18 protein-coding genes and 1 pseudogene are annotated in these 21,980 nt (G+C 44.0%); 15 read left to right on the forward strand and 4 right to left on the reverse strand.

Annotated elements, in window-relative coordinates; translation table 11 throughout:
- Positions 1-50: 50 nt before the first annotated feature.
- Together NBH14_RS09090 and NBH14_RS09095 are read right to left on the reverse strand one after the other, a co-directional pair.
- Positions 51-485 (reverse strand): DUF4405 domain-containing protein, encoded by a 435-nt coding sequence (locus NBH14_RS09090; protein WP_186961706.1) that lies wholly within the window; start codon positions 483-485, stop codon positions 51-53.
- A 70-nt stretch (positions 486-555) separates the two neighbouring features.
- Positions 556-1,398 (reverse strand): helix-turn-helix domain-containing protein, encoded by an 843-nt coding sequence (locus NBH14_RS09095; protein ID WP_186961707.1) that lies wholly within the window; start codon positions 1,396-1,398, stop codon positions 556-558.
- Between the two features lie 183 nt (positions 1,399-1,581).
- On the opposite strand from NBH14_RS09095, the gene NBH14_RS09100 reads away from it, so the two are divergent.
- From NBH14_RS09100 to NBH14_RS09160, 13 genes and pseudogenes are all read left to right on the forward strand, one after another.
- Complete coding sequence (locus NBH14_RS09100) at positions 1,582-2,640, forward strand: DUF362 domain-containing protein (RefSeq protein WP_186961708.1); 1,059 nt, start codon at positions 1,582-1,584, stop codon at positions 2,638-2,640.
- A gap of 137 nt (positions 2,641-2,777) precedes the next feature.
- Positions 2,778-3,602 (forward strand): 3'(2'),5'-bisphosphate nucleotidase CysQ, encoded by an 825-nt coding sequence (gene cysQ / locus NBH14_RS09105; protein ID WP_250817331.1) that lies wholly within the window; start codon positions 2,778-2,780, stop codon positions 3,600-3,602.
- 106 nt (positions 3,603-3,708) lie between these two features.
- Complete coding sequence (locus tag NBH14_RS09110) at positions 3,709-5,262, forward strand: SLC13 family permease (RefSeq protein WP_250817333.1); 1,554 nt, start codon at positions 3,709-3,711, stop codon at positions 5,260-5,262.
- A 23-nt stretch (positions 5,263-5,285) separates the two neighbouring features.
- Positions 5,286-5,894, forward strand: a complete 609-nt coding sequence (cysC, locus tag NBH14_RS09115) for an adenylyl-sulfate kinase (protein WP_007656948.1) — start codon at positions 5,286-5,288, stop codon at positions 5,892-5,894.
- A 361-nt stretch (positions 5,895-6,255) separates the two neighbouring features.
- Entirely contained in the window at positions 6,256-7,164 is a 909-nt protein-coding gene (gene cysD / locus NBH14_RS09120) for a sulfate adenylyltransferase subunit CysD (RefSeq protein WP_007656947.1), read from the forward strand.
- Between the two features lie 35 nt (positions 7,165-7,199).
- The gene (cysN, locus tag NBH14_RS09125) at positions 7,200-8,663 is read left to right on the forward strand and encodes a sulfate adenylyltransferase subunit CysN (protein ID WP_250817335.1); all 1,464 of its coding nucleotides are present in this window, start codon (positions 7,200-7,202) and stop codon (positions 8,661-8,663) included.
- Between the two features lie 5 nt (positions 8,664-8,668).
- Positions 8,669-9,772, forward strand: coding sequence for a cholesterol-responsive sulfotransferase (locus NBH14_RS09130; protein WP_186961709.1), 1,104 nt, complete (start codon positions 8,669-8,671; stop codon positions 9,770-9,772).
- Between the two features lie 27 nt (positions 9,773-9,799).
- Positions 9,800-10,759 (forward strand): PCMD domain-containing protein, encoded by a 960-nt coding sequence (locus NBH14_RS09135; RefSeq protein ID WP_250817336.1) that lies wholly within the window; start codon positions 9,800-9,802, stop codon positions 10,757-10,759.
- 12 nt (positions 10,760-10,771) lie between these two features.
- Positions 10,772-12,769, forward strand: coding sequence for an NAD-dependent DNA ligase LigA (ligA, locus tag NBH14_RS09140; protein WP_284705598.1), 1,998 nt, complete (start codon positions 10,772-10,774; stop codon positions 12,767-12,769).
- Positions 12,766-13,287, forward strand: coding sequence for a DUF6913 domain-containing protein (locus tag NBH14_RS09145; RefSeq protein ID WP_128133589.1), 522 nt, complete (start codon positions 12,766-12,768; stop codon positions 13,285-13,287). Before ligA ends, NBH14_RS09145 begins: the two co-directional genes overlap by 4 nt.
- 53 nt (positions 13,288-13,340) lie before the next feature.
- On the forward strand, positions 13,341-14,234 hold the full coding sequence (gene dapA, locus NBH14_RS09150; protein WP_007656941.1) for a 4-hydroxy-tetrahydrodipicolinate synthase: 894 nt from the start codon (positions 13,341-13,343) through the stop codon (positions 14,232-14,234).
- 314 nt (positions 14,235-14,548) lie between these two features.
- Positions 14,549-14,713: pseudogene (locus tag NBH14_RS09155) on the forward strand (Arm DNA-binding domain-containing protein); the annotation flags it as partial.
- A 71-nt stretch (positions 14,714-14,784) separates the two neighbouring features.
- A complete protein-coding gene (locus NBH14_RS09160; RefSeq protein ID WP_250817338.1) occupies positions 14,785-15,315 on the forward strand; it encodes a GNAT family N-acetyltransferase in 531 nt (176 codons plus the stop codon).
- Positions 15,316-15,672: 357 nt separating this feature from the next.
- On the opposite strand, the gene NBH14_RS09165 is transcribed toward NBH14_RS09160, so the two are convergent.
- Positions 15,673-17,337 carry an AMP-binding protein gene (locus tag NBH14_RS09165; RefSeq protein WP_250817340.1) on the reverse strand — a complete coding sequence of 555 codons (1,665 nt, stop codon included), beginning with the start codon at positions 17,335-17,337 and terminating at the stop codon, positions 15,673-15,675.
- Between the two features lie 358 nt (positions 17,338-17,695).
- Here NBH14_RS09165 and hypD point away from each other — a divergent pair, with 358 nt between their 5' ends.
- Together hypD and NBH14_RS09175 are read left to right on the forward strand one after the other, a co-directional pair.
- Entirely contained in the window at positions 17,696-20,056 is a 2,361-nt protein-coding gene (gene hypD, locus NBH14_RS09170) for a trans-4-hydroxy-L-proline dehydratase (protein ID WP_250817383.1), read from the forward strand.
- A 26-nt stretch (positions 20,057-20,082) separates the two neighbouring features.
- Complete coding sequence (locus NBH14_RS09175) at positions 20,083-20,991, forward strand: glycyl-radical enzyme activating protein (RefSeq protein ID WP_250817342.1); 909 nt, start codon at positions 20,083-20,085, stop codon at positions 20,989-20,991.
- Positions 20,992-21,006: 15 nt separating this feature from the next.
- On the opposite strand, the gene NBH14_RS09180 is transcribed toward NBH14_RS09175, so the two are convergent.
- Positions 21,007-21,885 carry a helix-turn-helix domain-containing protein gene (locus tag NBH14_RS09180; RefSeq protein ID WP_250817344.1) on the reverse strand — a complete coding sequence of 293 codons (879 nt, stop codon included), beginning with the start codon at positions 21,883-21,885 and terminating at the stop codon, positions 21,007-21,009.
- Positions 21,886-21,980 lie beyond the last annotated feature (95 nt).

The following is a 21,980-nucleotide window of genomic DNA, read 5'->3' on the forward strand; positions in this document are numbered from 1 at the left end:
TTATTTCTTTTGTTAGTTTAGTCTGCCATAACACAAAATACTGGCACCAATCAGGAAACTTTTTTCTTGATAATTAGAAAGCGCCATCGTTTCACGATATGCAGAACTCCTAAAACTCCAGCCATAAGACCTGCTTTATAATGTAATAGCCCGGTTGAAGAATTAGCACCTTCTATACATAATAACAATATTCCTGTTATAATAACAAGGATAAAAGTGAAAGATAATAATAAGACGACCTTATTTTTACCTTTGATGCCTTTTGTTTTTAATCCCTTGTACCATCCCCAATGGTGTTTGACATGCATAATCCCGAATACGGTAAATAGCAAGCTGATAATAACGTGGAATACCGCCCAGTTGTGCCAGATGTCATGATTGCTGCCATGACTTGCAATATGCAGCATGATGCCTGTATATGAAGTAAGAAGAAAGAGAGGCACTAATACTAAATCCGTAAGATAAATAATTCTTTTTCTGTTCATCGTTTTTTTTGATACAAAATAACGACTTATAGAAAAGCGGGAGAATAGACAACGCGAGGTAAAGATTGTACTATTCAAGGTATTTTTTTCTGTAGGAAGTAGGATTCATCCCGGTTATTTTCGTGAACAAGCGGGAGAAATAGGCATAATCGTCAAATCCCAGGTCAAGAGCTATCTCCTGTATATTCAAAGTGGTATGGACTAACATTCGTTTTGCCCTCAATATGAGTTCGTTTTGAATGTATTTGCTAGTGCTTTCTCCTGTTATGTTTTTGATAACCTCGTTCAAATAGACAGAAGAAATGTGCAATAAGGACGCATAGTGGGATGGAGATTTATTTATAGGATGCTCTTTTGCCAAAAGCTCTTTGAATGCTAAAGTAATTTCAATATGCCTTCTGTTTTTAGGTTGTTGCCGGATGGTATTTCGTACAGCTTCCGTAATTATTCCTATGGAAGCACATGCTAGATTTTGTATGATGCGCTTTGAATCCTCATTTTCCGGATTACCTATCCTGCGGGCAATGATATTGAAAATTTGCTTTAATTCAGATTGTTGCATGTCGTTTACCTGAAAAGGAACGGGAGATAATGCGTATTCGGCGATGATATGCTTATCCGATGGGTCTACAAATACACTATCTACAAAAAGGAGAAATGCTTCTATGTCGCTTGATTTTACAACATGATGAATTTGTCCCGGCTGGATGCACATCATTTTGCCTCCTGATAACAGATACTCTTTAAAGTCGATATTGATACGGCAGTTTCCGCTATCCACCATACCAAATATATAGTAATCATCCCGATGGGCATGCACAATAGTTTCCTGGGAAAGAGCAGGGGATATTTCTTTCAGGAATATCCCGAAATCGGATTGTTGGGCTGCTTTATGTGTCGGTATAACAGGCATTTTATAAATATTTTTGACAAAGCTAATAAAAAAAGACAAATTCTCTTTGTTTCCAGTTCATCTGCTTTGTTTGATTTGAACTTGATCGAAAAACTGTAATCCGGGTATATTTATCCGTAATGTGTATACAATATAATAGGTTACATCCGAATATATTTGTAACAGAATAAAAATGTATAGATTATGGGTGAAAAAAAGAAGGTATCACAGATTACAAGGCGTGGTTTTATTAAAGCATCGGTAGCAGCCGGAAGTGTTTTATTGGCATCCAATTTGGTTCCGTTAGCTGCATGTTCCACCAATAACGGGCAGGGAGAAGAACCCGGAGAAAATGGAGGAACAACAAATAATCCGTCAGGTGAAGCAGCGGCAGTTTATATGTTAACAGATATTTCTCCGGCTAGTTTGCTGCGGATCTATGAAGCACTCGGGCGTTCAGCCTCAGGTAAAGTTGCCGTGAAACTGAGTACGGGAGAACCCGGCGGGCATAATTTCCTGCAACCGGCACTTATCAGCGATCTGGTGCGGAAAGTAAACGGTACTATCATTGAATGTAATACAGCTTATGCCGGCGGACGTTTCAATACGGAAGCCCATCTGAAAGCAGCGGCAGATCATGGTTTTACAGCTATTGCAGATGTCGATATCATGGATTCGGAAGGGGAGATCAGTCTGCCGGTGAAAGGGGGAAAGCATCTTACAGAGGATATTGTAGGTTCCCATTATACCAATTATGACTTTACGGTTGTTCTATCCCATTTCAAAGGACATGCCATGGGCGGTTTCGGCGGAGCGATAAAGAATATATCTATCGGTATTGCTTCGGCTTCCGGAAAAGCGTGGATACACTCAGCCGGTAAAACCAGGAATGCGGGAGAGATGTGGGGACAATTGCCTGAACAGGATATTTTTCTGGAATCGATGGCTGAAGCGGCTAAAGCGGTAGTAGATCATTGTGGTGATAAAATACTTTATATCAGTGTGATGAATAATTTATCGGTGGATTGCGATTGCGATTCGCATCCGGAAGATCCTCAAATGGCAGATATCGGTATCCTGGCCTCACTGGATCCGGTAGCGTTGGATAAAGCCTGTGTGGACATGGTGTATAGTTCACTTGACGAAGGACGCAGTCACTTGATCGAACGGATGGAGTCGCGCCACGGCATTCATACACTTGAACATGCAGAAGCAATCGGTATCGGTAGTCAGAAGTATAATTTAATCAGACTGGATGCATAAAAAGGAGTTTTGCATCAGGTCAAAAAGACGCCATTTATGTCTTAATAGGTAAGACCGCTTGAAATAAATCACTTCAGCTGCGTTTTGTTCGAAAAAAATAGTATATTTGTATATTCACAACCTAATAGATATGAGTGATGATGAACTATTCGAACTATCTTTACATTGCTATCCGGGCAGCGATAGATGCCGGTAAAGCTATCATGGATATTTATACAGATCCTGCATCTGATTTTGAAATTGAACGCAAAGCTGATAATTCTCCGCTGACGAAAGCAGACAAAGCTGCTCATAAGCTGATAATGAATGTCCTTTCCGTAACCCCATATCCGATATTGAGCGAGGAAGGGAAGGATATTCCGCATGCTGAACGGGCTGCCTGGGAAACTTTCTGGCTGGTTGATCCGCTGGACGGAACCAAGGAGTTTATTAAAAAGAACGGTGAATTTACTGTAAATATCGCTTTGATTCAAAAGGGAGTCCCTGTATTGGGAGTTATTTATGTGCCGGTGCGGAAAGAACTCTATTTCTCGGCCGACTCTGTAGGAGCTTATAAGTTGATTGCAGATTGTGACCTGCAACCTTCTATGGAAGAGATTATGCAAAAGGCTACGCGACTGCCTGTATCTATGGGGCATCAGGGTATTGTCGTTGTCGCTTCCCGTTCGCATCAGAGTCCGGAGACGACCGATTTTATAGAGAATCTGCGGAAACAAGGACAGCCTGTTACCTTGATCAGTAGTGGTAGTAGCCTGAAAATCTGTCTGGTGGCAGAAGGAAGTGCGGATATTTATCCCCGTTTTGCACCGACAATGGAATGGGACACTGCTGCCGGTCATGCTATCGCAAGAGGGTCCGGATGTGACGTATTCCACATAGATGGCCGAACTCCGTTGAAATACAATAAGAAGGATTTGCATAACCCTTGGTTTATCGTCAAACCTCTTTCTTCCATTTGCTGATTATTTTGGTCAAAAGGATTAAAATAGGGTTTTTGCGTACGAATAACGTTAATTTTCTTATTACATTTGCACCTTATCTGAGAAATTTAGACAGATTAGGAACGCGATGAACTTCGAAATATTATTTGTATTGCTAGCCCTGGCCGGAATGGTTGCGGCATTGATATGGGATAGGATGCGACCAGGAATGGTATTACTGACTGTTGTAGTATTATTCCTGGTCGTAGGAATATTGTCTCCAAAAGAAATGTTGGAGGGATTCAGTAACAAAGGTATGATAACCGTCGGCATGCTCTTTCTGGTGAGTGAAGGAATCCGGCAGAGCGGGGCGCTCGGGCAAGTTATCAAGAAACTGCTTCCGGAAGGAAAAACTACCGTTTTAAAGGCCCAGGTCCGGATGTTACCTCCCATTGCATTTATTTCAGCCTTTCTTAATAATACTCCGGTAGTAGTTATTTTTGCCCCGATCATCAAACGGTGGGCTGAGTCGGTTAAACTTCCGGCTACCAAATTTCTTATACCACTTTCTTACGTAACCATCCTGGGCGGTATTTGTACGCTGATCGGAACCTCCACCAACCTGGTTGTTCATGGTATGGTTATTGAAGCCGGCTACGAGGGGTTCACTATGTTTGAACTCGGAAAGGTCGGCATTTTTATTGCCATAGCCGGTATCCTGTATCTGTTTGCATTCTCCAATAAGCTATTGCCCGATTCCCGTCAGGATAATTATGTGGATGAAGGGGAAGAAGAGAGTCCGGGAAACCTGCATCGGGTGGAAGCTGTGTTGGGTTCCCGTTTTCCCGGTATCAATAAGACTTTGGGAGAGTTTAATTTTGCCCGCCATTACGGTGCTATCGTAAAGGAAGTGAAAAGTGGGGGAGAACGTTTCACCCATGATCTGGACAAGGTTACTTTGCATGAAGGTGATACTTTGGTGCTTTGGGCCGATGATTCGTTTATTCCGACTTGGGGAGAATCGAGTGTCTTCCTGATGCTTGCCAATGGTAATGAAAATACTGAACCGGTATCGAAAAAGAAACGTTGGCTGGCACTGGGGTTACTTATCTTTATGATTGTAGGGGCTACAGTCGGCGAATTGCCGGCCGTGAAAGAAGCCATTCCGGGGATGCGTCTGGATATGTTCTTTTTCGTTTGCATCACTACTATTATTATGGCTTGGACGAAGATATTTCCACCGAAGAAATATACCAAATATATATCCTGGGATATTCTGATTACAATCGCTTGTGCGTTTGCTATCAGTAAGGCGATGGAAAATTCAGGCTTTGCAGCCTTGGTAGCCAGCTATATTATCAGTATGGCCGACAATCTCGGACCGTATGCTCTGCTTGCCATCATTTTTATCATAACAAATATTTTTACCGAACTGATAACGAACAATGCGGCGGCGGCCTTGAGTTTTCCGATAGCGTTGTCGGTCGCTACACAGTTGGGAGTAAACCCGACGCCATTCTTTGTGGTGATTTGTATGGCGGCGTCGGCCAGTTTCAGTTCTCCGATCGGTTATCAGACAAATCTGATCGTACAAGGTATCGGTAGTTATAAGTTTACGGATTTTGTCCGTGTGGGATTGCCGTTGAACCTGATTACGTTTTTGATTTCCGTGTTCGTGATACCGATGATCTGGGAATTTTAATATAAAAGGCAATAAGAAATAAAATGAATAATACACAGCCGAATAATATATATCCTATTTTCGACCGTATGTTGGGAAGAGAGGATAAAGAGGCGCTTTTGAAACAACGTAGTGTGATGGTTTGGTTTACCGGGCTGAGTGGTTCCGGTAAAAGTACGATTGCCATTGCTTTGGAGCGTGAGTTGCATAAGCGCGGTTTGTTATGCCGTATTCTGGATGGCGACAATATCCGTAGCGGTATCAATAACAATTTGGGATTTTCTGCGGAAGACCGGGTGGAGAATATCCGTCGTATCGCGGAAGTAAGCAAACTATTTATTGACACCGGTGTTATAACTATAGCGGCTTTTATCAGTCCGAACAATGAGTTAAGGGAGATGGCTTCTACGATTATCGGAAAAGATAATTTCCTGGAAATCTATGTGAATACGCCGATCGAAGAATGTGAGCGACGCGACGTAAAAGGATTGTATGCAAAAGCCCGCAAGGGAGAGATCAAAGATTTTACAGGCGTTTCGGCCCCGTTCGAAGCACCGGAGCATCCGGCTTTGTCGTTGGATACCTCGGTGTTGAGCCTCGAAGAGTCGGTAAATAAATTATTGGAATTGATATTACCTAAAGTGAAAGTATAGAAATAATGAGTCAATGTGGTAATATGCCAATGTGCCAATTTAGAAAGATTTGAGCTATCTACGGTGTATTTTAAACGAGGCTCGCCTCGTGCCGCAGGCTCTCTTTTGCCGTTGGTTTCAACCAACGGTTCTAAATACAGGAGGCAAAGCCTCTTCCTTTGTGGGATTTATCCCCTTTCATAATACCTGGAAAAGGGGGTGAAACCCACAGAGGAATCCGGTAAAACCGGAATGTTTATCTATCCGTCAGTTGAAACTGACGGCAAAAGAGAGCCTGCGGCATGGGGCAAAGCCCCATTAAAGAGACACAAATAGTTCAATATGATAAACATTGAAACAATAAATATAACAAATATAAACTATGTCAGATTACAAATTAAGCCATCTACAGGAGCTGGAAGCGGAATCTATCCATATCATACGGGAGGTTGCTGCTGAATTTGAAAATCCTGTGATGCTTTATTCTATCGGTAAAGACTCATCGGTGATGGTCCGGTTGGCTGAAAAAGCCTTTGCTCCGGGAAAAGTGCCGTTCCCTTTGATGCATATTGATTCCAAATGGAAGTTTAAGGAAATGGTTCAGTTCCGTGATGAATATGCAAAGAAGTTCGGATGGAACCTGATCGTTGAATCAAATATGGAAGCATTCCATGCCGGTGTAGGACCTTTTACGCATGGTAGCAAGGTTCATACCGACCTGATGAAAACACAGGCATTGTTGCATGCCCTCGACAAATACAAGTTTGATGCCGCTTTCGGTGGCGCCCGCCGTGACGAGGAAAAGAGTCGTGCCAAAGAACGTATTTATTCGTTCCGCGACAAGTTCCATCAATGGGACCCGAAGAACCAGCGTCCGGAATTATGGGACATTTACAATGCCCGTGTCCATAAAGGAGAAAGTATCCGTGTCTTTCCGTTATCCAACTGGACTGAACTGGATATCTGGCAGTATATCCGCCTGGAGAATATTCCAATCGTTCCTTTATACTATGCCAAGGAACGCCCTATCGTTGAACTCGACGGTAATCTGATCATGGCTGACGACGACCGTTTGCCGGAACAGTATCGCGACCAGATCAAAATGCGTATGGTCCGTTTCCGTACACTCGGATGCTGGCCTTTGACCGGAGCGGTAGACAGCGATGCCGATACAATCGAAAAGATCGTGGAAGAGATGATGACAACCACCAAGAGCGAACGCACCACTCGTGTGATCGACTTTGACCAGGATGCCAGCATGGAACAGAAGAAACGGGAAGGTTATTTTTAATTTTCAATTCTCCATTTTCAATTTTGAATTAAATTATGGCAACATTAAATATAAAAGAATTCCTGGACAGGGACGAACAGAAAGATTTGCTTCGTTTCCTGACGGCAGGTTCGGTAGATGACGGTAAATCGACCTTAATCGGACGTCTGTTGTTCGACAGTAAAAAGATATATGAAGACCAGCTGGATGCCCTTGAACGTGACAGTAAACGTATGGGAAATGCCGGCGACCATATCGATTATGCCTTATTGCTTGACGGCTTGAAGGCCGAACGTGAACAAGGTATTACGATAGACGTGGCTTATCGTTACTTCAGTACGAACAACCGTAAATTTATCATCGCCGATACTCCGGGACACGAACAATATACCCGTAACATGATAACCGGCGGTTCGACTGCCAACCTGGCTATTATCCTGGTGGATGCCCGTACCGGTGTAATTACACAGACCCGCCGCCACACTTATCTGGTTTCTTTGTTGGGTATCAAACATGTGGTACTGGCTGTGAATAAAATGGACCTGGTCGACTTCGACAAACAAATATTCGATAAGATTGTCGCTGATTATAAGGCGTTCGTGAAATCCTTGAATATTCCGGATATCACTTATATCCCGCTTTCGGCTTTGGATGGTGATAATGTGGTGGATAAGAGCGACCGCACTCCCTGGTATGAGGGGCCGTCTCTGTTAGATTTCCTGGAAACAGTGCCAATCGATCAGGATCGTAATTTCGAAGATTTTCGTTATCCGGTACAATATGTATTGCGTCCGAACCTGGACTTCCGCGGCTTCTGCGGTAAGGTATCCAGCGGTATCATCCGTAAAGGAGATACAGTGATGGCTTTGCCTTCACGCAAAACATCGAAAGTGAAAAGTATCGTTACTTATGATGGCGAATTGGATTATGCTTTCCCTCCCCAATGCGTTACCATTACCCTGGAAGACGAAATCGACGTTTCCCGTGGCGAAATGCTGGTACATCCGGATAATCTGCCGATGGAAGACCGTAACTTCGAATCGATGTTGGTCTGGATGGATGAAGAACCGATGGATATGTCCAAACAGTTCTATATCAAGCATACGACTAACCTGACACGTGCCCGTGTGGACAGTATCCGTTATAAGGTGAATGTCAATACAATGGAGCAGTTGTCGGTAGAGAACGGACAGTTGACAGCCGATAGCCTGCCGATGAAACTGAATGAGATCGCCCGTGTTGTCTTTACGACCGGAAAAGAACTGTTTTTTGACCCTTATCAGAAGAATAAACAGACGGGAGCCTTTATCCTGATCGATCCGATTACCAACAACACGTCGGCTGTCGGAATGATTATCGACCGGGTGGATGCCAAAGATATGGTGACAGAGGATGCTCTGGCTGTATTGAACCTGCCGGAACTCAGAATAGGCGAAGAACATTATGAGGCGATTCGTACGGTATGTGAAGAATTAGGACGCCAGGGCGTTCCTGTGAAATGTATAACTGAAAAACAATAAAATTTATGGGGTTGATGGAATTCGATAAGCTACCAATCAATACATTGGTGGGAGCGGACTGGAAAACGTTTAAGGCTGTGACAGCCGATAAAACGATCGACAAAGGTTTTCGAAACAAGTATTATCTGACAAAATCGGTATGCCGCCTGCTTAGTTTACTGCAACCTTTAGAAGATGCCCGTTATCGTAAAATAGCGGATAAGCCGTTGGAGATGGACCCGGTGTTCATACTGGGCCATTGGCGTAGCGGTACGACATTCGTACACAATGTATTTTCGTGCGACAAGCATTTCGGATACAACACCACGTATCAGACGGTATTCCCGAATTTGATGCTTTGGGGACAACCTTTCTTTAAGAAGAATATGTCATTCCTGATGCCCGACAAACGTCCGACCGACAACATGGAACTGAAGGTCGACCTTCCGCAGGAAGAAGAGTTTGCTTTGGCAAACATGATGCCGTATACTTATTATAATTTTTGGTTTTTCCCGAAACACATGCTGGAATATTGCGATCGGTATCTGTTGTTCGACAATACGACCGAGCACGAATTGAAAGTGTTTAAGGAAACCTTCCTGAAGCTTGTTAAGATATCGCTTTGGAATACACATGGCTCACAATTCCTGAGTAAGAACCCGCCGCATACCGGACGTGTGAAAACGTTGTTGGAAATGTTTCCGAATGCCAAATTCATTTATTTGAAGCGTAATCCTTATACCGTATTTGAGAGTACACGCAGTTTCTTTACAAATACGATACAACCGCTTCGTTTGCAAGATATCACTAATGAACAGATTGAAAGCAATCTTATTGAAGTATATCGCCGCTTGTTCTACAAGTTTGAAGAGCAGAAAGGGCTTATTCCTGAAGGGAACCTGGTAGAAGTGAAATTCGAAGATTTCGAACAGGATGCTTTTGCGATGACCGAAGATATTTATCGCAAATTAAACCTGCCGGGATTTGAATCGTCTAAAGCCGAGATAGAGAAATATCTGGGAAAGAAGAAGGGATATAAAAAGAACCAGTACAAATACGACGACCGTACAGTACAGATCGTTGAAGAGAACTGGGGAATGGCTCTCAAGGAGTGGGGATATTCTTTATGATATTCTTTCAACTTTTAAGCAAAGCTTATGAATTATATAAAGAATATATTGTTATTTTTGTTTGCGGGCAGTCAGTTATCGACTATCGCCGGACAGGAGAAGGTTGTGCCTTTTGCGTTTGGGGATATGGATCAATGGGTTGTCCGTGAAATCCAGGAGTCTGGAATTATAGGTGGAAATAAGAAGCATCTGTATGAGGTGGGACCGACGGATACGATTGTCGGCAATACAGCTTATCACAACCGGGGAGGTTCGCCGTGGGCGAATTCCAATGTGATGGCGAAAGTGGCCGGAGTAGTGAAGACGAATACATCTGTATTTCCGGAAAAGAGAGGAGATGGCTGGTGTGCCCGCCTGGAAACCCGTATGGAAAGTGTAAAGGTTTTTGGCCTGGTCGACATCGAAGTGGTTGCGGCCGGTTCTGTTTTCCTGGGTTCGGTTCATGAACCGATCAAGGGGACAAAGAATCCCCAGGCTATGCTGAACAGCGGTGTTCCTTTTACAAAGAAACCGACGGCAATCCGTTTCGATTATAAGGTAAAGGCAGCACCTGAAAAAGACCGTATCCGCAGTACAGGATTCAGCCGTAAGTCGAAAGTGGCCGGGCAGGATTCTATCGCAGCGATTTTGTTTTTGCAGAAACGCTGGGAAGATAAGGAAGGTAATATATATGCTAAAAGGGTAGGAACGATGGTTCAACGTTATGTCTCATCGACAGATGGTTGGGTGAACGACGCTACTTATCCGATTATGTATGGCAATATATCCGACCATGCGGATTACAAACCATATATGTGCATACAGGTTGAGGAACGTTATGCAACGAACAGCCAGGGCGAGAGCGTCCCGGTAAAGGAGATCGGCTGGGCAGAGGAAGGAGACGAACCTACACACATGGTTTTACAGTTTACTTCCAGCCATGGAGGCGCCTATATCGGTTCTCCCGGCAATACGTTCTGGATTGATAATGTAAAACTGGTATATTAATTTTCAATTATAATGGTGGAGGCAAAGATAAAAGCACTGCGTGATGAGTTGGAACAGCATAATTATAATTATTATGTACTTTCCACACCGACGATATCAGACCGTGAGTTTGATGAGAAGATGAAAGAATTACAGGCATTGGAGGAAGCTCATCCCGAATTTGCCGATCCGCATTCACCGACGCAGCGGGTGGGAAGCGACTTGTCGAAGGAATTTGAACAGGTAGTTCACCAGTATCCGATGCTTTCTTTGGGAAATACCTATTCCGAAGAAGAAATACGTGATTTCTATGAGCGGACGGAACGTGCTTTGAACGAGCCTTTCGAGATTGTTGCCGAGTTGAAATATGACGGGACTTCCATCTCGTTGATTTATGAGAACGGACGCCTGGTCCGTGCCGTGACCCGTGGCGACGGAACCCGTGGCGATGATGTGACGGCTAATGTAAAGACAATCCGTTCTGTCCCGTTGAAGCTACGGGGTGATAACTATCCGGAAAACTTTGAGATACGGGGTGAAATACTATTGCCCTGGGCAGAATTCGACCGTCTGAACAAGGAACGTGAAGAGCAGGAAGAACCGCTTTTTGCCAATCCTCGTAATGCTGCTTCAGGCACGTTGAAACAACAGAATCCGTCTGTTGTGGCTTCACGTAAGCTGGATGCTTATTTTTATTATTTACTGGGTGAAGGCCTTCCTGCCGACGCTCATTACGAAAATCTACAGATTGCTCGTACCTGGGGATTTAAAATACCTGATGTCATCCGTAAATGCGACAGCTTGCAGGATATTTTCGACTATATCGCTTATTGGGATGTGGAACGGAAGAACTTGCCGGTGGCTACTGATGGCATTGTATTGAAAGTAAATTCACTGCGCCAGCAGAAGAATCTGGGATTCACCGCCAAGAGTCCCCGTTGGGCTATTGCTTATAAATTTCAGGCAGAGCGGGCGGTAACACGTCTCAACTCAGTCTCTTTCCAGGTAGGGCGCACAGGGGCAGTTACTCCGGTTGCCAACCTGGAACCGGTATTGCTGGCTGGGACGACCGTCAAGCGTGCCTCTCTGCATAACGCAGATATTATTGAAGGGTTGGATTTGCATCTGGGAGATAATGTATATGTAGAAAAAGGCGGAGAAATCATTCCTAAGATTGTTGGTGTCGATGTCGACTCCCGTTCGATGTTGTTGGGTGCGAAGGTTACTTTTATCAAGACTTGCCCTGAATGCGGTACGCTTTTGTATCGCCCGGAAGGGGAGGCGGCCCATTATTGTCCGAATGAAGCTGGTTGTCCACCGCAGATAAAAGGCCGTATCGAACATTTCGTTACCCGCCGCGCCATGAATATAAATATCGGTCCGGAAACGGTAGAAGACTTGTATGAAGCCGGTCTGGTAAAAAACGTTGCCGATCTGTATACCTTGGAGATGCCAGATTTGTTGCGTCTGGAACGTTGGGCGGAGAAAAGCGCCCGTAACCTGATGGCGAGCCTTGAAGAGTCCAAACAGGTACCGTTTGAACGGGTGTTGTTTGGGTTGGGTATCCGTTATGTCGGCGAGACTGTGGCAAAACGCCTGGCGTCTGCATTCCATTCGATGCAACAATTACAGGAGGCTTCCTTGGAGACATTGACGGAAGTGGATGAGATTGGCGAACGTATTGCCCGTAGTGTTGTAGACTATTTTGCCGACGAAAACAACCGTATCCTCGTAGCCCGCCTGCAAGAATACGGATTGCAAATGACGGTAGCCGAAGAAGTGCTGGCAAACCGTTCCGATAAACTGAAAGGATTGACAATCGTGATTAGCGGTACATTTACCCAACATTCACGTGACGAATATAAAGCCATGATCGAACAGCATGGCGGAAAGAACAGTGGTTCCGTCTCCGGCAAAACAGATTACATCCTTGCCGGAGAAAACATGGGTCCGGCCAAACTTGAAAAAGCAGCAAAGCTGGGAGTGAAGATTATAAATGAAACTGAATTCTTAAACATGTTGGCAGAATGAGACTGACGAACCATTTTATCCATAAGAAAGTAAAGGCATTGGCTAGGCAGTCCGGAAAGCGTCAGAGTAACTTCTGCACCCTGAAAGACGCCCGCCATATCCTGGTGTTGTTTAATGCCGAAGACCGTGATGTCGTTGAGCCTTGCCTCAAAACATTACGTACGTTGAATAAGAATGTCAATGTTTGCGTCTATGTGTCCGGCGAAACGTTGCCAGAGATGAATCCGTCGTATATGGTTGTCCATGCCAAGACCGATCTGGATATGTGGTATATGCCAACGGATGAAATCCAAAAGAAGTTTTGTTCATGTAATGCAGATATACTAATCGACCTTACCCAAGGTAATAATTATGTCATGCAATATTTGTTGTTGAAACATCCCGGAACCTTAAAAGTCGGAGCAAAAAACAGTGAACTGGATTTATATGATCTCACGATTTCAATGACAGAAAACGCTGATATAAAGCATTTATTCGAACATATCTTATTTTATTTGCAGACAATCCGTTCCAAATGATATAATTTCGTTATTTTTGCAGTGCTAAATAACAAAAAAGGAATATTTTCCCCATGGCAGACATAAATTTAAAAGGAATGGGTGTGGCGTTGATCACTCCCTTTAAGGACGACGAAAGTGTGGACTATGATGCGTTGAGCAAACTGGTAGACTACCAGGTGCAGAACGGAACCGATTATTTGGTAGTGTTAGGAACTACTGCGGAAACACCAACCCTCACTGAAGAAGAAAAAAAGAAAATTATCAGCCTCGTTGTAACTAAGGTTAACGGCCGTATTCCTATCGTTTTAGGTGTTGGCGGTAACTGCACCCGCACGATTGTTGAGAAATTAAAGAACGATAATTTTGATGGTATCGACGCTATCCTGTCTGTCGTACCTTATTATAATAAACCTTCCCAGGAAGGAATCTATCAGCATTACAAAGCTATTGCCGGAGCCACCAAACTTCCTATCGTATTATATAATGTACCGGGAAGAACAGGTGTAAATATGACTGCTGCTACAACACTCCGTATTGCACGTGAGTTTAAGAATGTAGTTGCTGTGAAAGAGGCTTCCGGTAATATCACCCAGATGGATGACATCATTAAGAATAAACCGGCGAATTTTAATGTTATTTCCGGTGATGACGGTATCACCTTCCCATTGATTACATTAGGTGCGATCGGTGTTATTTCTGTTATCGGTAATGCTTTCCCCCGTGAATTTAGCCGGATGGTTCGTTTGGCGTTGGCCGGCGATTACGATCATGCCCGCACTATCCATCATCGTTTCACCGAATTATTCGAATTACTGTTTGTAGACGGTAATCCTGCCGGAGCGAAGAGTATGCTGAATGCAATGGGCTTCATTGAAAACAAACTGCGTTTGCCATTAGTGCCGACACGTATCACGACCTTCGAGAAGATACGTGACGTACTCCGTGAATTGAGCATTAAATGTTGATGCACCCCGTGCTTGTCATGTTTGAATTTTGGACGATTATTTCCTAAAATAAACATGTAACGAAGTAGTATAAAGTGGTGAAGCGTAGCGAACAGACTGAGAAAGCGTTCGTTACGCTATATTTTTCTATTGGCAAAAAGCCAAAGAAAGTCGTAATATAGACAAACGGAGCAAAAGTTCAGTTACCACATCATTACTCGTATGATGATGAAAATTTCTTGCTAAACTGTTCTTTTTTCAGCGTTTGGCATCATTTATCTTATCTATCGGTAACTCCAATGAACTAATTTTGTAACCCCAAAAAGGAGTGAGTTATGAGAAGTACATTCAAGGTCTTATCCTATGTGAAGAAAGGCAGCGAGAAGCCCAACGGCAATCTGCCTTTAATGTGTCGCCTTACGGTGGACGGAGAGATTAAACAGTTCAGTAGCAAGATGGATGTTCCTTTGTGCCTGTGGGATGTGAAGAACAACCGTGCGTAACTAACTGATAAAACGGTACTTTTTTGTAACTTTACAAATGAAATAATAGAATAAATGATAATAGTTTTATGAAGCGTATAATTTTAGAAACCAATAGATTGCAATTGCGGGAAATGACCATTTCGGATATGAAGGCATTATCCTCAATATTGCAAGATGAAAATGTGATGTATGCTTATAATGGAGCTTTCAACGATGAAGAAACTATAGTATGGATGCAAAAGCAACTTCAACGATATAAAGATTTTGGCTTTGGTTTGTGGGGCGTATTTCTTAAAGATACCGATGAAATGATAGGACAATGTGGTATTACGATGCAGGAATACAAGACAACACAAGTTCCAGAAATCGGTTACTTGTTTGCATATAAGCATTGGCATAACGGTTATGCAATTGAAGCCGCAACAGCTTGTCGTGAGTATGGATTTAATATGTTGCATTTTAATGCATTATATTCCATTATCCGAGATACGAATATTGCATCCCAAAATGTTGCGCTTCGCAATGGCATGAGTTTAATTGATATTATTGTCACACATTATCGTGGAGTAGATATGCCTCACATGGTTTTTTGCGTAAGAAAAGATGATATAAAATAAAAACAATTGTTTTTTCTTTTATATGATAGATTCGAATTTGTAAAAAAATGTATACAAAAAATCAGTGTAAAACAACTTCCGGCAAAACATATGACTTTTGTCTTCAAAGCATATATGTTTTGTCATCAAAAGATAGGTCTTAACATTTCGAAACACCTATGCTTTGTCAGCGGATAACTACCCGTCGGCAAACGGATAACTACCCGTCAGTAAACAGATAACTATCGGTGGGCAAACGAATGCCTACTTGTCGAAATTTGAATTCAATATAATCACCTTTCAGCCAAGTCCAATCTTTTTCAAGGCGGACATGTGGCTGAAACCTGAAAGGTGAAGTTTGGGAATACCTCCGGAGAATCAGTTTTCTTCTGCCGGCTGGTATAAATACCGTTTGATGCTGCGCTTCGGTGTCTTTTCGAACTCTTCCTGATACAATTTGAAGCAGGTTACTTTGCTGTAGCCCGGCATCTCTGTATTGAGTTGGTCGATGTTTTGTTGCATTAACTTTTCTATTTCGGAATGTTGGATGCCTGCTTTGTCAACCAGTTCCCAATCCGGATAGATCAGGGCTACCAGTTTGCCGCCTTGCGAGATTATCAACGATTCGGAAACATAAAGCATGTTGTTCAGGCGGTCTTCTATTTCTTCCGGATAGATATTCTGTCCGCTTGGTCCCAGAATCATGGATTTGCTGCGTCCGCGGATATAAAGGAAACCGTCGGAATCTATTGTTCCCAGGTCGCCGGTACGCATCCAGCCGTCGGGCATCATGACCGCTTTGGTCGCTTCCGGATTCTTGTAATATCCCAACATGACGTTCATGCCACGGACCAGGATTTCGCCTACTTCGTTAACCGGGTCGGCAGAGTCGATACGTGCTTCCATACGGTCGACAATGCGGCCGACAGAACCTTGTCTGAACGTATCCCATTGTTCGTATGCCACCAACGGACCACATTCCGTCATTCCATAACCGACGGTATACCGGAACTTGATGGAGCGGAGAAATTCTTCCACCTCTTTGTTCAGGGCGGCGCCACCGATTACCACTTCGCCGAATTTACCTCCGAAAGAATCGTTCAACTTCTTTGCGATGGTGTCGAGTACTTTCTGGTCGAGGTAGGGGACTTTCAGCAGTAATTTGATGAGCGGCTTTTCCAGTTCCGGGAATATCTTGTTCTTGACGATTTTTTCGATGATAAGAGGTACGGCGAGTATCAATGCCGGTTTCACACGGGCAAATGCTTCGGCGATAATCTTCGGGCTCGGTGTGCGGGTAAGGAAATGCACATGGCATCCTTTGTTCACACAATTCAGAATCTCGAAAGCCAAGCCATACATATGTGCCATCGGCAACATGCAGACCACATTGTCTCCCGGATGGATAAACGGCAGGTTGTCGTAAGCAAACTGCGTATTGCTCCATAAGCTGCGGAAAGGAATCATAACCCCTTTGGAGAAGCTGGTCGTTCCCGAAGTATAGTTCAATACAGCCAGTTCTTCCGGTTGTTCGACATGATATTTAACATCGGCAGCCGTGAAGGAGCGGGGATATTTCTTTCCGAAATACTCGTTAATCCTGTCACGCACTACCCGTACTTCCTTATTCTTGCTCTTGATGATGGAGAAATTGTCCAGCATCATGAACAGTTTGACATCGGGCATCATCTGCTCGTTCATATTCTCCCAGTTGTTGGCTCCGGCCAGTACAGCCTTTGCCCCCGAATGGTTTACGATATGATGGATATTGTCCGGCTTAAACTCGTGGAGGATGGGGACGGCAACCGCACCATACGCCAGTATGCCGAAAAAGCAGATGGCCCAGTTAGACGAATTTCGTCCGACCAAAGCTACTTTGTCTCCTTTCTTTATTCCTGCATGTTCGAGTATTATATGAAATTTTTCGATACGCCGGGCCACATCTTTATAATGGTACGTGTGTCCATTATAATCTGAGAAAGCAGGCAGGTCCCAATGTTCCTTGATGCTGTTCTCTATAAGTCCTAAAAAACGATTTTCCATGAAGATATATTTATATGAATAACCATGAAAACAAAACGAATGTTGCAAATATAGTAAAAAATACAGACGCTATTATTTTGTTTATTCATGAAAAGTATTTATGTTTGCGGTGTTCGTATAACACTTTGTATATTATATGATTATAAAAGGTTACAGAAAACTCTTCAATTGTTTGATGTTCTATCTTTAAACAATACATTCTTTCCCGGACAGAACCGTCTGTGGCACGGTTTACTATTTTCTTATTCTTAGTTATTTCTTAAAAAATACTGTGTTCAATATGAGTACAACAACAGCTCAGCGTGCACCCCGCAGTGCATCCAATTTTGCTCCGGCGGCGGAAGCAAATGGGTATGGTATGAACGACCGTATCAAACGGTTACGCCGGCTTTCTTTTGAGGCTGAACCTTCCCTGTCTATCGAACGGGCGCTTATCGAAACCCGTTTCTACAAGGAGAATTACGGGAAATATCCTGTTCCGATTCTGAGAGCTTTGAACTTTCTTGAGATATGCAAACAAAAGACTATCTATATAGGTAAAGATGAACTGATTGTGGGGGAGCGTGGTCCGGCACCGAAAGCCGTTCCTACTTTTCCCGAACTGACCTGCCATAGTGTGGAAGACCTGCATGTGCTGAATACCCGTGAATTGCAACGTTATACCATCAGCCAGGAAGATATAGATACTTATGAACGCGAAGTAATCCCATACTGGAAAGGCCGTACACAGCGTGAACGTATTTTCAGCCATGTCCCGAAAGAATGGAAAGAGGCCTATGAAGTCGGTATGTTTACCGAATTTATGGAACAGCGTGCTCCGGGACATACGGCTCTTGACGGAAAAGTCTACCGTTACGGTTTGCTGGACCTGAAAGAACGGATTGCCGGCGAACTGGCAAACCTCGATTTCATGAATGACCCTGAAGCGACGGATAAGCAGGAGGAACTTACCGCCATGTCTATCTCCTGCGATGCCGCCATTCTCTTTGCCGAACGTCATGCCGACCTGGCGGACGAAATGTCGATGGCGGAGAAAGACCCGGTGCGGGCTGCCGAACTTCGTAAGATAGCTGAAGTTTGCCGTTGGGTTCCGGCCCATGCTCCCCGTACGTATTGGGAAGCTATCCAGATGTATTGGTTTGTCCATTTGGGAACTATTACCGAACTGAACGGCTGGGATGCCATGAACCCGGGACATTTCGACCAGCATCTGGCTCCTTTCTATGAAAAGGAAATAGCTGCGGGGACCTTAACCCGTGATGAAGCTAAAGAGTTGATGTCTTGCTTCTTTATCAAAGTAAATAACCATACGGCACCGCCGAAGGTCGGTATTACCGCCAAGGAAAGCGGAACCTACAACGACTTTACCAACCTGAATATCGGAGGAGTGAAAGCCGACGGCAGCGACGGGGTAAGCGAAGTTTCCTATATCATGCTTGAAACGATTGAGGAACTGCATATCCTGCAACCGGGAAGTGCCATTCATATCAGTGCCCGTACGCCGGAACGGTTCCTGCGGGCCGGATGCAAGGTGATTCGCCAGGGGCACGGTTATCCTTCGGTGTTCAATCCGGACGTGTATATCCAGGAACTGATGCGACAGGGGAAATCCCTGCATGATGCCCGGGAAGGAGGTTGCAGCGGTTGTATCGAGGTGGGTGCTTTCGGGAAGGAGGCTTATGTGCTGACTGGTTATCTGAATGTCCCGAAGATACTGGAAGTAACCCTTCACAATGGTGTCGACCCGGTATCCGGCCGTAAAGTAGGACTGGAAACCGGTAATCCGTGTGACTTTGCCGGCTATGATGATTTATACGCCGCCTTTATGAAACAAGTGCATTATTTTGTGGATATGAAGGTACGTGTAAGCAATTATATCGACCGAATGTTTGCCAAATATGCACCGGCCACATTCCTTTCCTTGTTTATCGACGATTGTATTGCCAAAGGACGCGATTATTACAACTGCGGACCGCGTTATAACACCACTTATATACAATGTACGGGGCTGGGTACAATAACCGATAGCCTCTCCTCTTTGAAGAAACATGTCTTTGAAGACAAACGCTTTTCGATGGATGAAATGCTGAAAGCAATGGCTGACAATTTTGCCGGAGCGGAAGTCATGCGCCAGACAATCCTGAACCGCACGCCTTTCTTCGGTAATGATGACGAATATGCCGATGCCATTGCCGTCAAAGTATTCGATGATTTGTATGATGCTATTGAAGGCAAACCGAATACGAAAGGGGAGTGTTTTCACCTGAATATGCTGTCGACTACCTGTCATGTTTATTTCGGTAAGGTGATGGGAGCGACCCCGAACGGCCGTCTGGCAGAAAAGGCTATCTCCGACGGGACTTCTCCTTCACATGGTGCCGATACGCACGGACCGTCTGCCGTTATCAAGTCATTGGGCAAACTGGACCAGGTGAAGAGTGGCGGAACATTGCTGAACCAGCGTTTCCTTCCGAGCCTGTTGAAGCGGGAGGAAGATATTTCGAAACTGGCCTCCCTGATTCGCAGTTACTTTGCTTTGGGCGGACATCATATCCAGTTTAATATTGTGGATACGGAAACGCTGTATGCCGCCCAGAAATGTCCGGAAGATTACCGTGACTTGTTGGTTCGTGTAGCCGGTTACAGTGATTATTTCAATGATATGAATGCAGACTTGCAGGCTGATGTGATTGCCCGTACGGAGCAGGAAAACTTTTAATTAGTTGTCACTTGTCAACTGAAAAAATGGGTTTAATATTCGATATTAAGCGTTATGCAATAAACGACGGGCCGGGCATCCGGACGACTGTCTTTATGAAAGGGTGTCCGTTGTCGTGTGTTTGGTGTCATAATCCGGAGGGGGTATCCAGCCGGAAACAGAAACTCTATACAAAGAAGAAATGTATTGGATGCCGGACGTGTGTGGAGAATTGTCCGCAAAAGGCGCTGGCTTTGACATCCGAAGGGATTGTCACCGACAATGCTCTCTGTCATTTGTGCGGCAAATGTGCGGAGGTCTGTCCGGCTCTGGCAATGGAGATATCCGGAACCGAATATTCTGTAGATTACCTGATGAAGGAGATTGAAAAGGAAACGGTATTCATGGACCGGTCGGAGGGAGGCGTAACCTTTTGCGGAGGGGAGCCGTTGTTGCATCCGGATATGTTGCTGGAATTACTTCGTCGTTGTGGTGACCTGGGTATCCATCGTGCCGTCGATACGACATTGTTTGCCGGAGAGGAGATTGTCAGGGAGGTGATGCAACATTCCGAGCTTTTTCTGGTAGACCTGAAGCATATGGATACAGTTAAACATAAACTTTACTGCGGAGTGCCTAATGAGTTAATATTGTCTAACTTACGCATGGTGGCGGAAGCCGGTCATGCGTTTCATATCCGTATCCCTCTGATAGAAGGTGTGAATGCGGATGAAGAAAATATAACCCGTTCGGCCGCATTTCTTTCTTCCTTACCCTGGAAGCATCGGACAGTGAATCTGCTCCTTTATCATGATATTGGTAAGAACAAACATGAAAAGTTGGGGACGGTATATAACCCGGCCCATTATTCGATGGCGACGCCGTCGGAAGAAACGGTGGAGCGTTGTAAGGCTATTTTCAGTGCGTATGATATAAATGTAATAATCGGGGGATAAAGGTAATGTTATCCCCTATCGTTTTCTGTATTCTTTGGGAGATATTCCTGTGTGATGCTTAAAATACTTTCCGAAGAAAGACTGGTTGGCAAAGTTTAAGCTATCGGCTATTTCCTGTATGCTCATCTGGCTTGACTTCAATAACGTTTTTGCTTCCAGAATCACATATTCGTCAATCCAGTTTCCGGCAGGCTGCCCGCTGACTTCTTTGGATATGAGTGAAAGGTATTTGGCTGTGACACACAGTTTATCGGCATAAAAGGCAACACTCCTTTCCTGCTTGTAGTTTTCCAGAACCGTCTGCATAAACAATCCGAACAACTCTTCTTTGCGGGACCTTTTGCCTTCATCGATTGGCTGGTGTTTGCGGAAGATATTGCAGACATCGTAGAATAATGACAGTAACAGGCTTTGAATAACTTCTTTCCGGTACACGTGCTCTTTCATCTTAACCCTTTTCCATAACATGGGATGATATTCGGAAAGATAATCCAACTCTTCCTCAGTCAGGATAGTGCATGGATGGTCCCTGACGTAGAAGAAAGCTGATAAAAGATTCTTCATTCCCGGGATTGTATCGTCGATGAACTGTTTGGATACTCCCAGAAAAATACCGGCAAAGTCATCACTGCGTTCGTAATGCTGTACTATCTGGTCCGGCAGGAGAACTACCAGGTTATTAGGAACGATTGTATATTCTTTCAGATTGATGCTGATTCGTACGGAACCTTTCTGGCAAATGGCAAAAACGGCGGCATCTGCAATACGGCTGGGATAATCGAACAGTGGAATTTCATTCAAATCGTCGAAAATAACGAAATCGTCATCAAAGAAGTCTATTTTGGATGAATGTTCGACCTTTGAGATATCTATTATGGGAACTGTTTGGTTCATCTTTTCTTTATTTATATGCAAATATAGGAAAAGAATGCATACGAATGCGAAAAATAGAACAATTCTACGGCTCAACTGACCTTTTATAAAATAAG

Source organism: Parabacteroides caecihominis, from assembly GCF_023656785.1.
Taxonomy (GTDB): Bacteria; Bacteroidota; Bacteroidia; order Bacteroidales; family Tannerellaceae; genus Parabacteroides; species Parabacteroides segnis.

Coding starts and splice junctions, on each gene's coding strand:
- NBH14_RS09135 (WP_250817336.1), top strand. CDS start 9,800: ATGAATTATATAAAGAATATATTGTTATTTTTGTTTGCGGGCAGTCAG.
- NBH14_RS09095 (WP_186961707.1), bottom strand. CDS start 1,398: ATGCCTGTTATACCGACACATAAAGCAGCCCAACAATCCGATTTCGGG.
- NBH14_RS09175 (WP_250817342.1), top strand. CDS start 20,083: ATGGGTTTAATATTCGATATTAAGCGTTATGCAATAAACGACGGGCCG.
- NBH14_RS09110 (WP_250817333.1), top strand. CDS start 3,709: ATGAACTTCGAAATATTATTTGTATTGCTAGCCCTGGCCGGAATGGTT.
- ligA (WP_284705598.1), top strand. CDS start 10,772: ATGGTGGAGGCAAAGATAAAAGCACTGCGTGATGAGTTGGAACAGCAT.
- dapA (WP_007656941.1), top strand. CDS start 13,341: ATGGCAGACATAAATTTAAAAGGAATGGGTGTGGCGTTGATCACTCCC.
- cysN (WP_250817335.1), top strand. CDS start 7,200: ATGGCAACATTAAATATAAAAGAATTCCTGGACAGGGACGAACAGAAA.
- NBH14_RS09130 (WP_186961709.1), top strand. CDS start 8,669: ATGGGGTTGATGGAATTCGATAAGCTACCAATCAATACATTGGTGGGA.
- cysD (WP_007656947.1), top strand. CDS start 6,256: ATGTCAGATTACAAATTAAGCCATCTACAGGAGCTGGAAGCGGAATCT.
- cysQ (WP_250817331.1), top strand. CDS start 2,778: ATGATGAACTATTCGAACTATCTTTACATTGCTATCCGGGCAGCGATA.
- NBH14_RS09100 (WP_186961708.1), top strand. CDS start 1,582: ATGGGTGAAAAAAAGAAGGTATCACAGATTACAAGGCGTGGTTTTATT.
- cysC (WP_007656948.1), top strand. CDS start 5,286: ATGAATAATACACAGCCGAATAATATATATCCTATTTTCGACCGTATG.
- NBH14_RS09160 (WP_250817338.1), top strand. CDS start 14,785: ATGAAGCGTATAATTTTAGAAACCAATAGATTGCAATTGCGGGAAATG.
- NBH14_RS09145 (WP_128133589.1), top strand. CDS start 12,766: ATGAGACTGACGAACCATTTTATCCATAAGAAAGTAAAGGCATTGGCT.
- hypD (WP_250817383.1), top strand. CDS start 17,696: ATGAACGACCGTATCAAACGGTTACGCCGGCTTTCTTTTGAGGCTGAA.
- NBH14_RS09165 (WP_250817340.1), bottom strand. CDS start 17,337: ATGGAAAATCGTTTTTTAGGACTTATAGAGAACAGCATCAAGGAACAT.
- NBH14_RS09090 (WP_186961706.1), bottom strand. CDS start 485: ATGAACAGAAAAAGAATTATTTATCTTACGGATTTAGTATTAGTGCCT.
- NBH14_RS09180 (WP_250817344.1), bottom strand. CDS start 21,885: ATGAACCAAACAGTTCCCATAATAGATATCTCAAAGGTCGAACATTCA.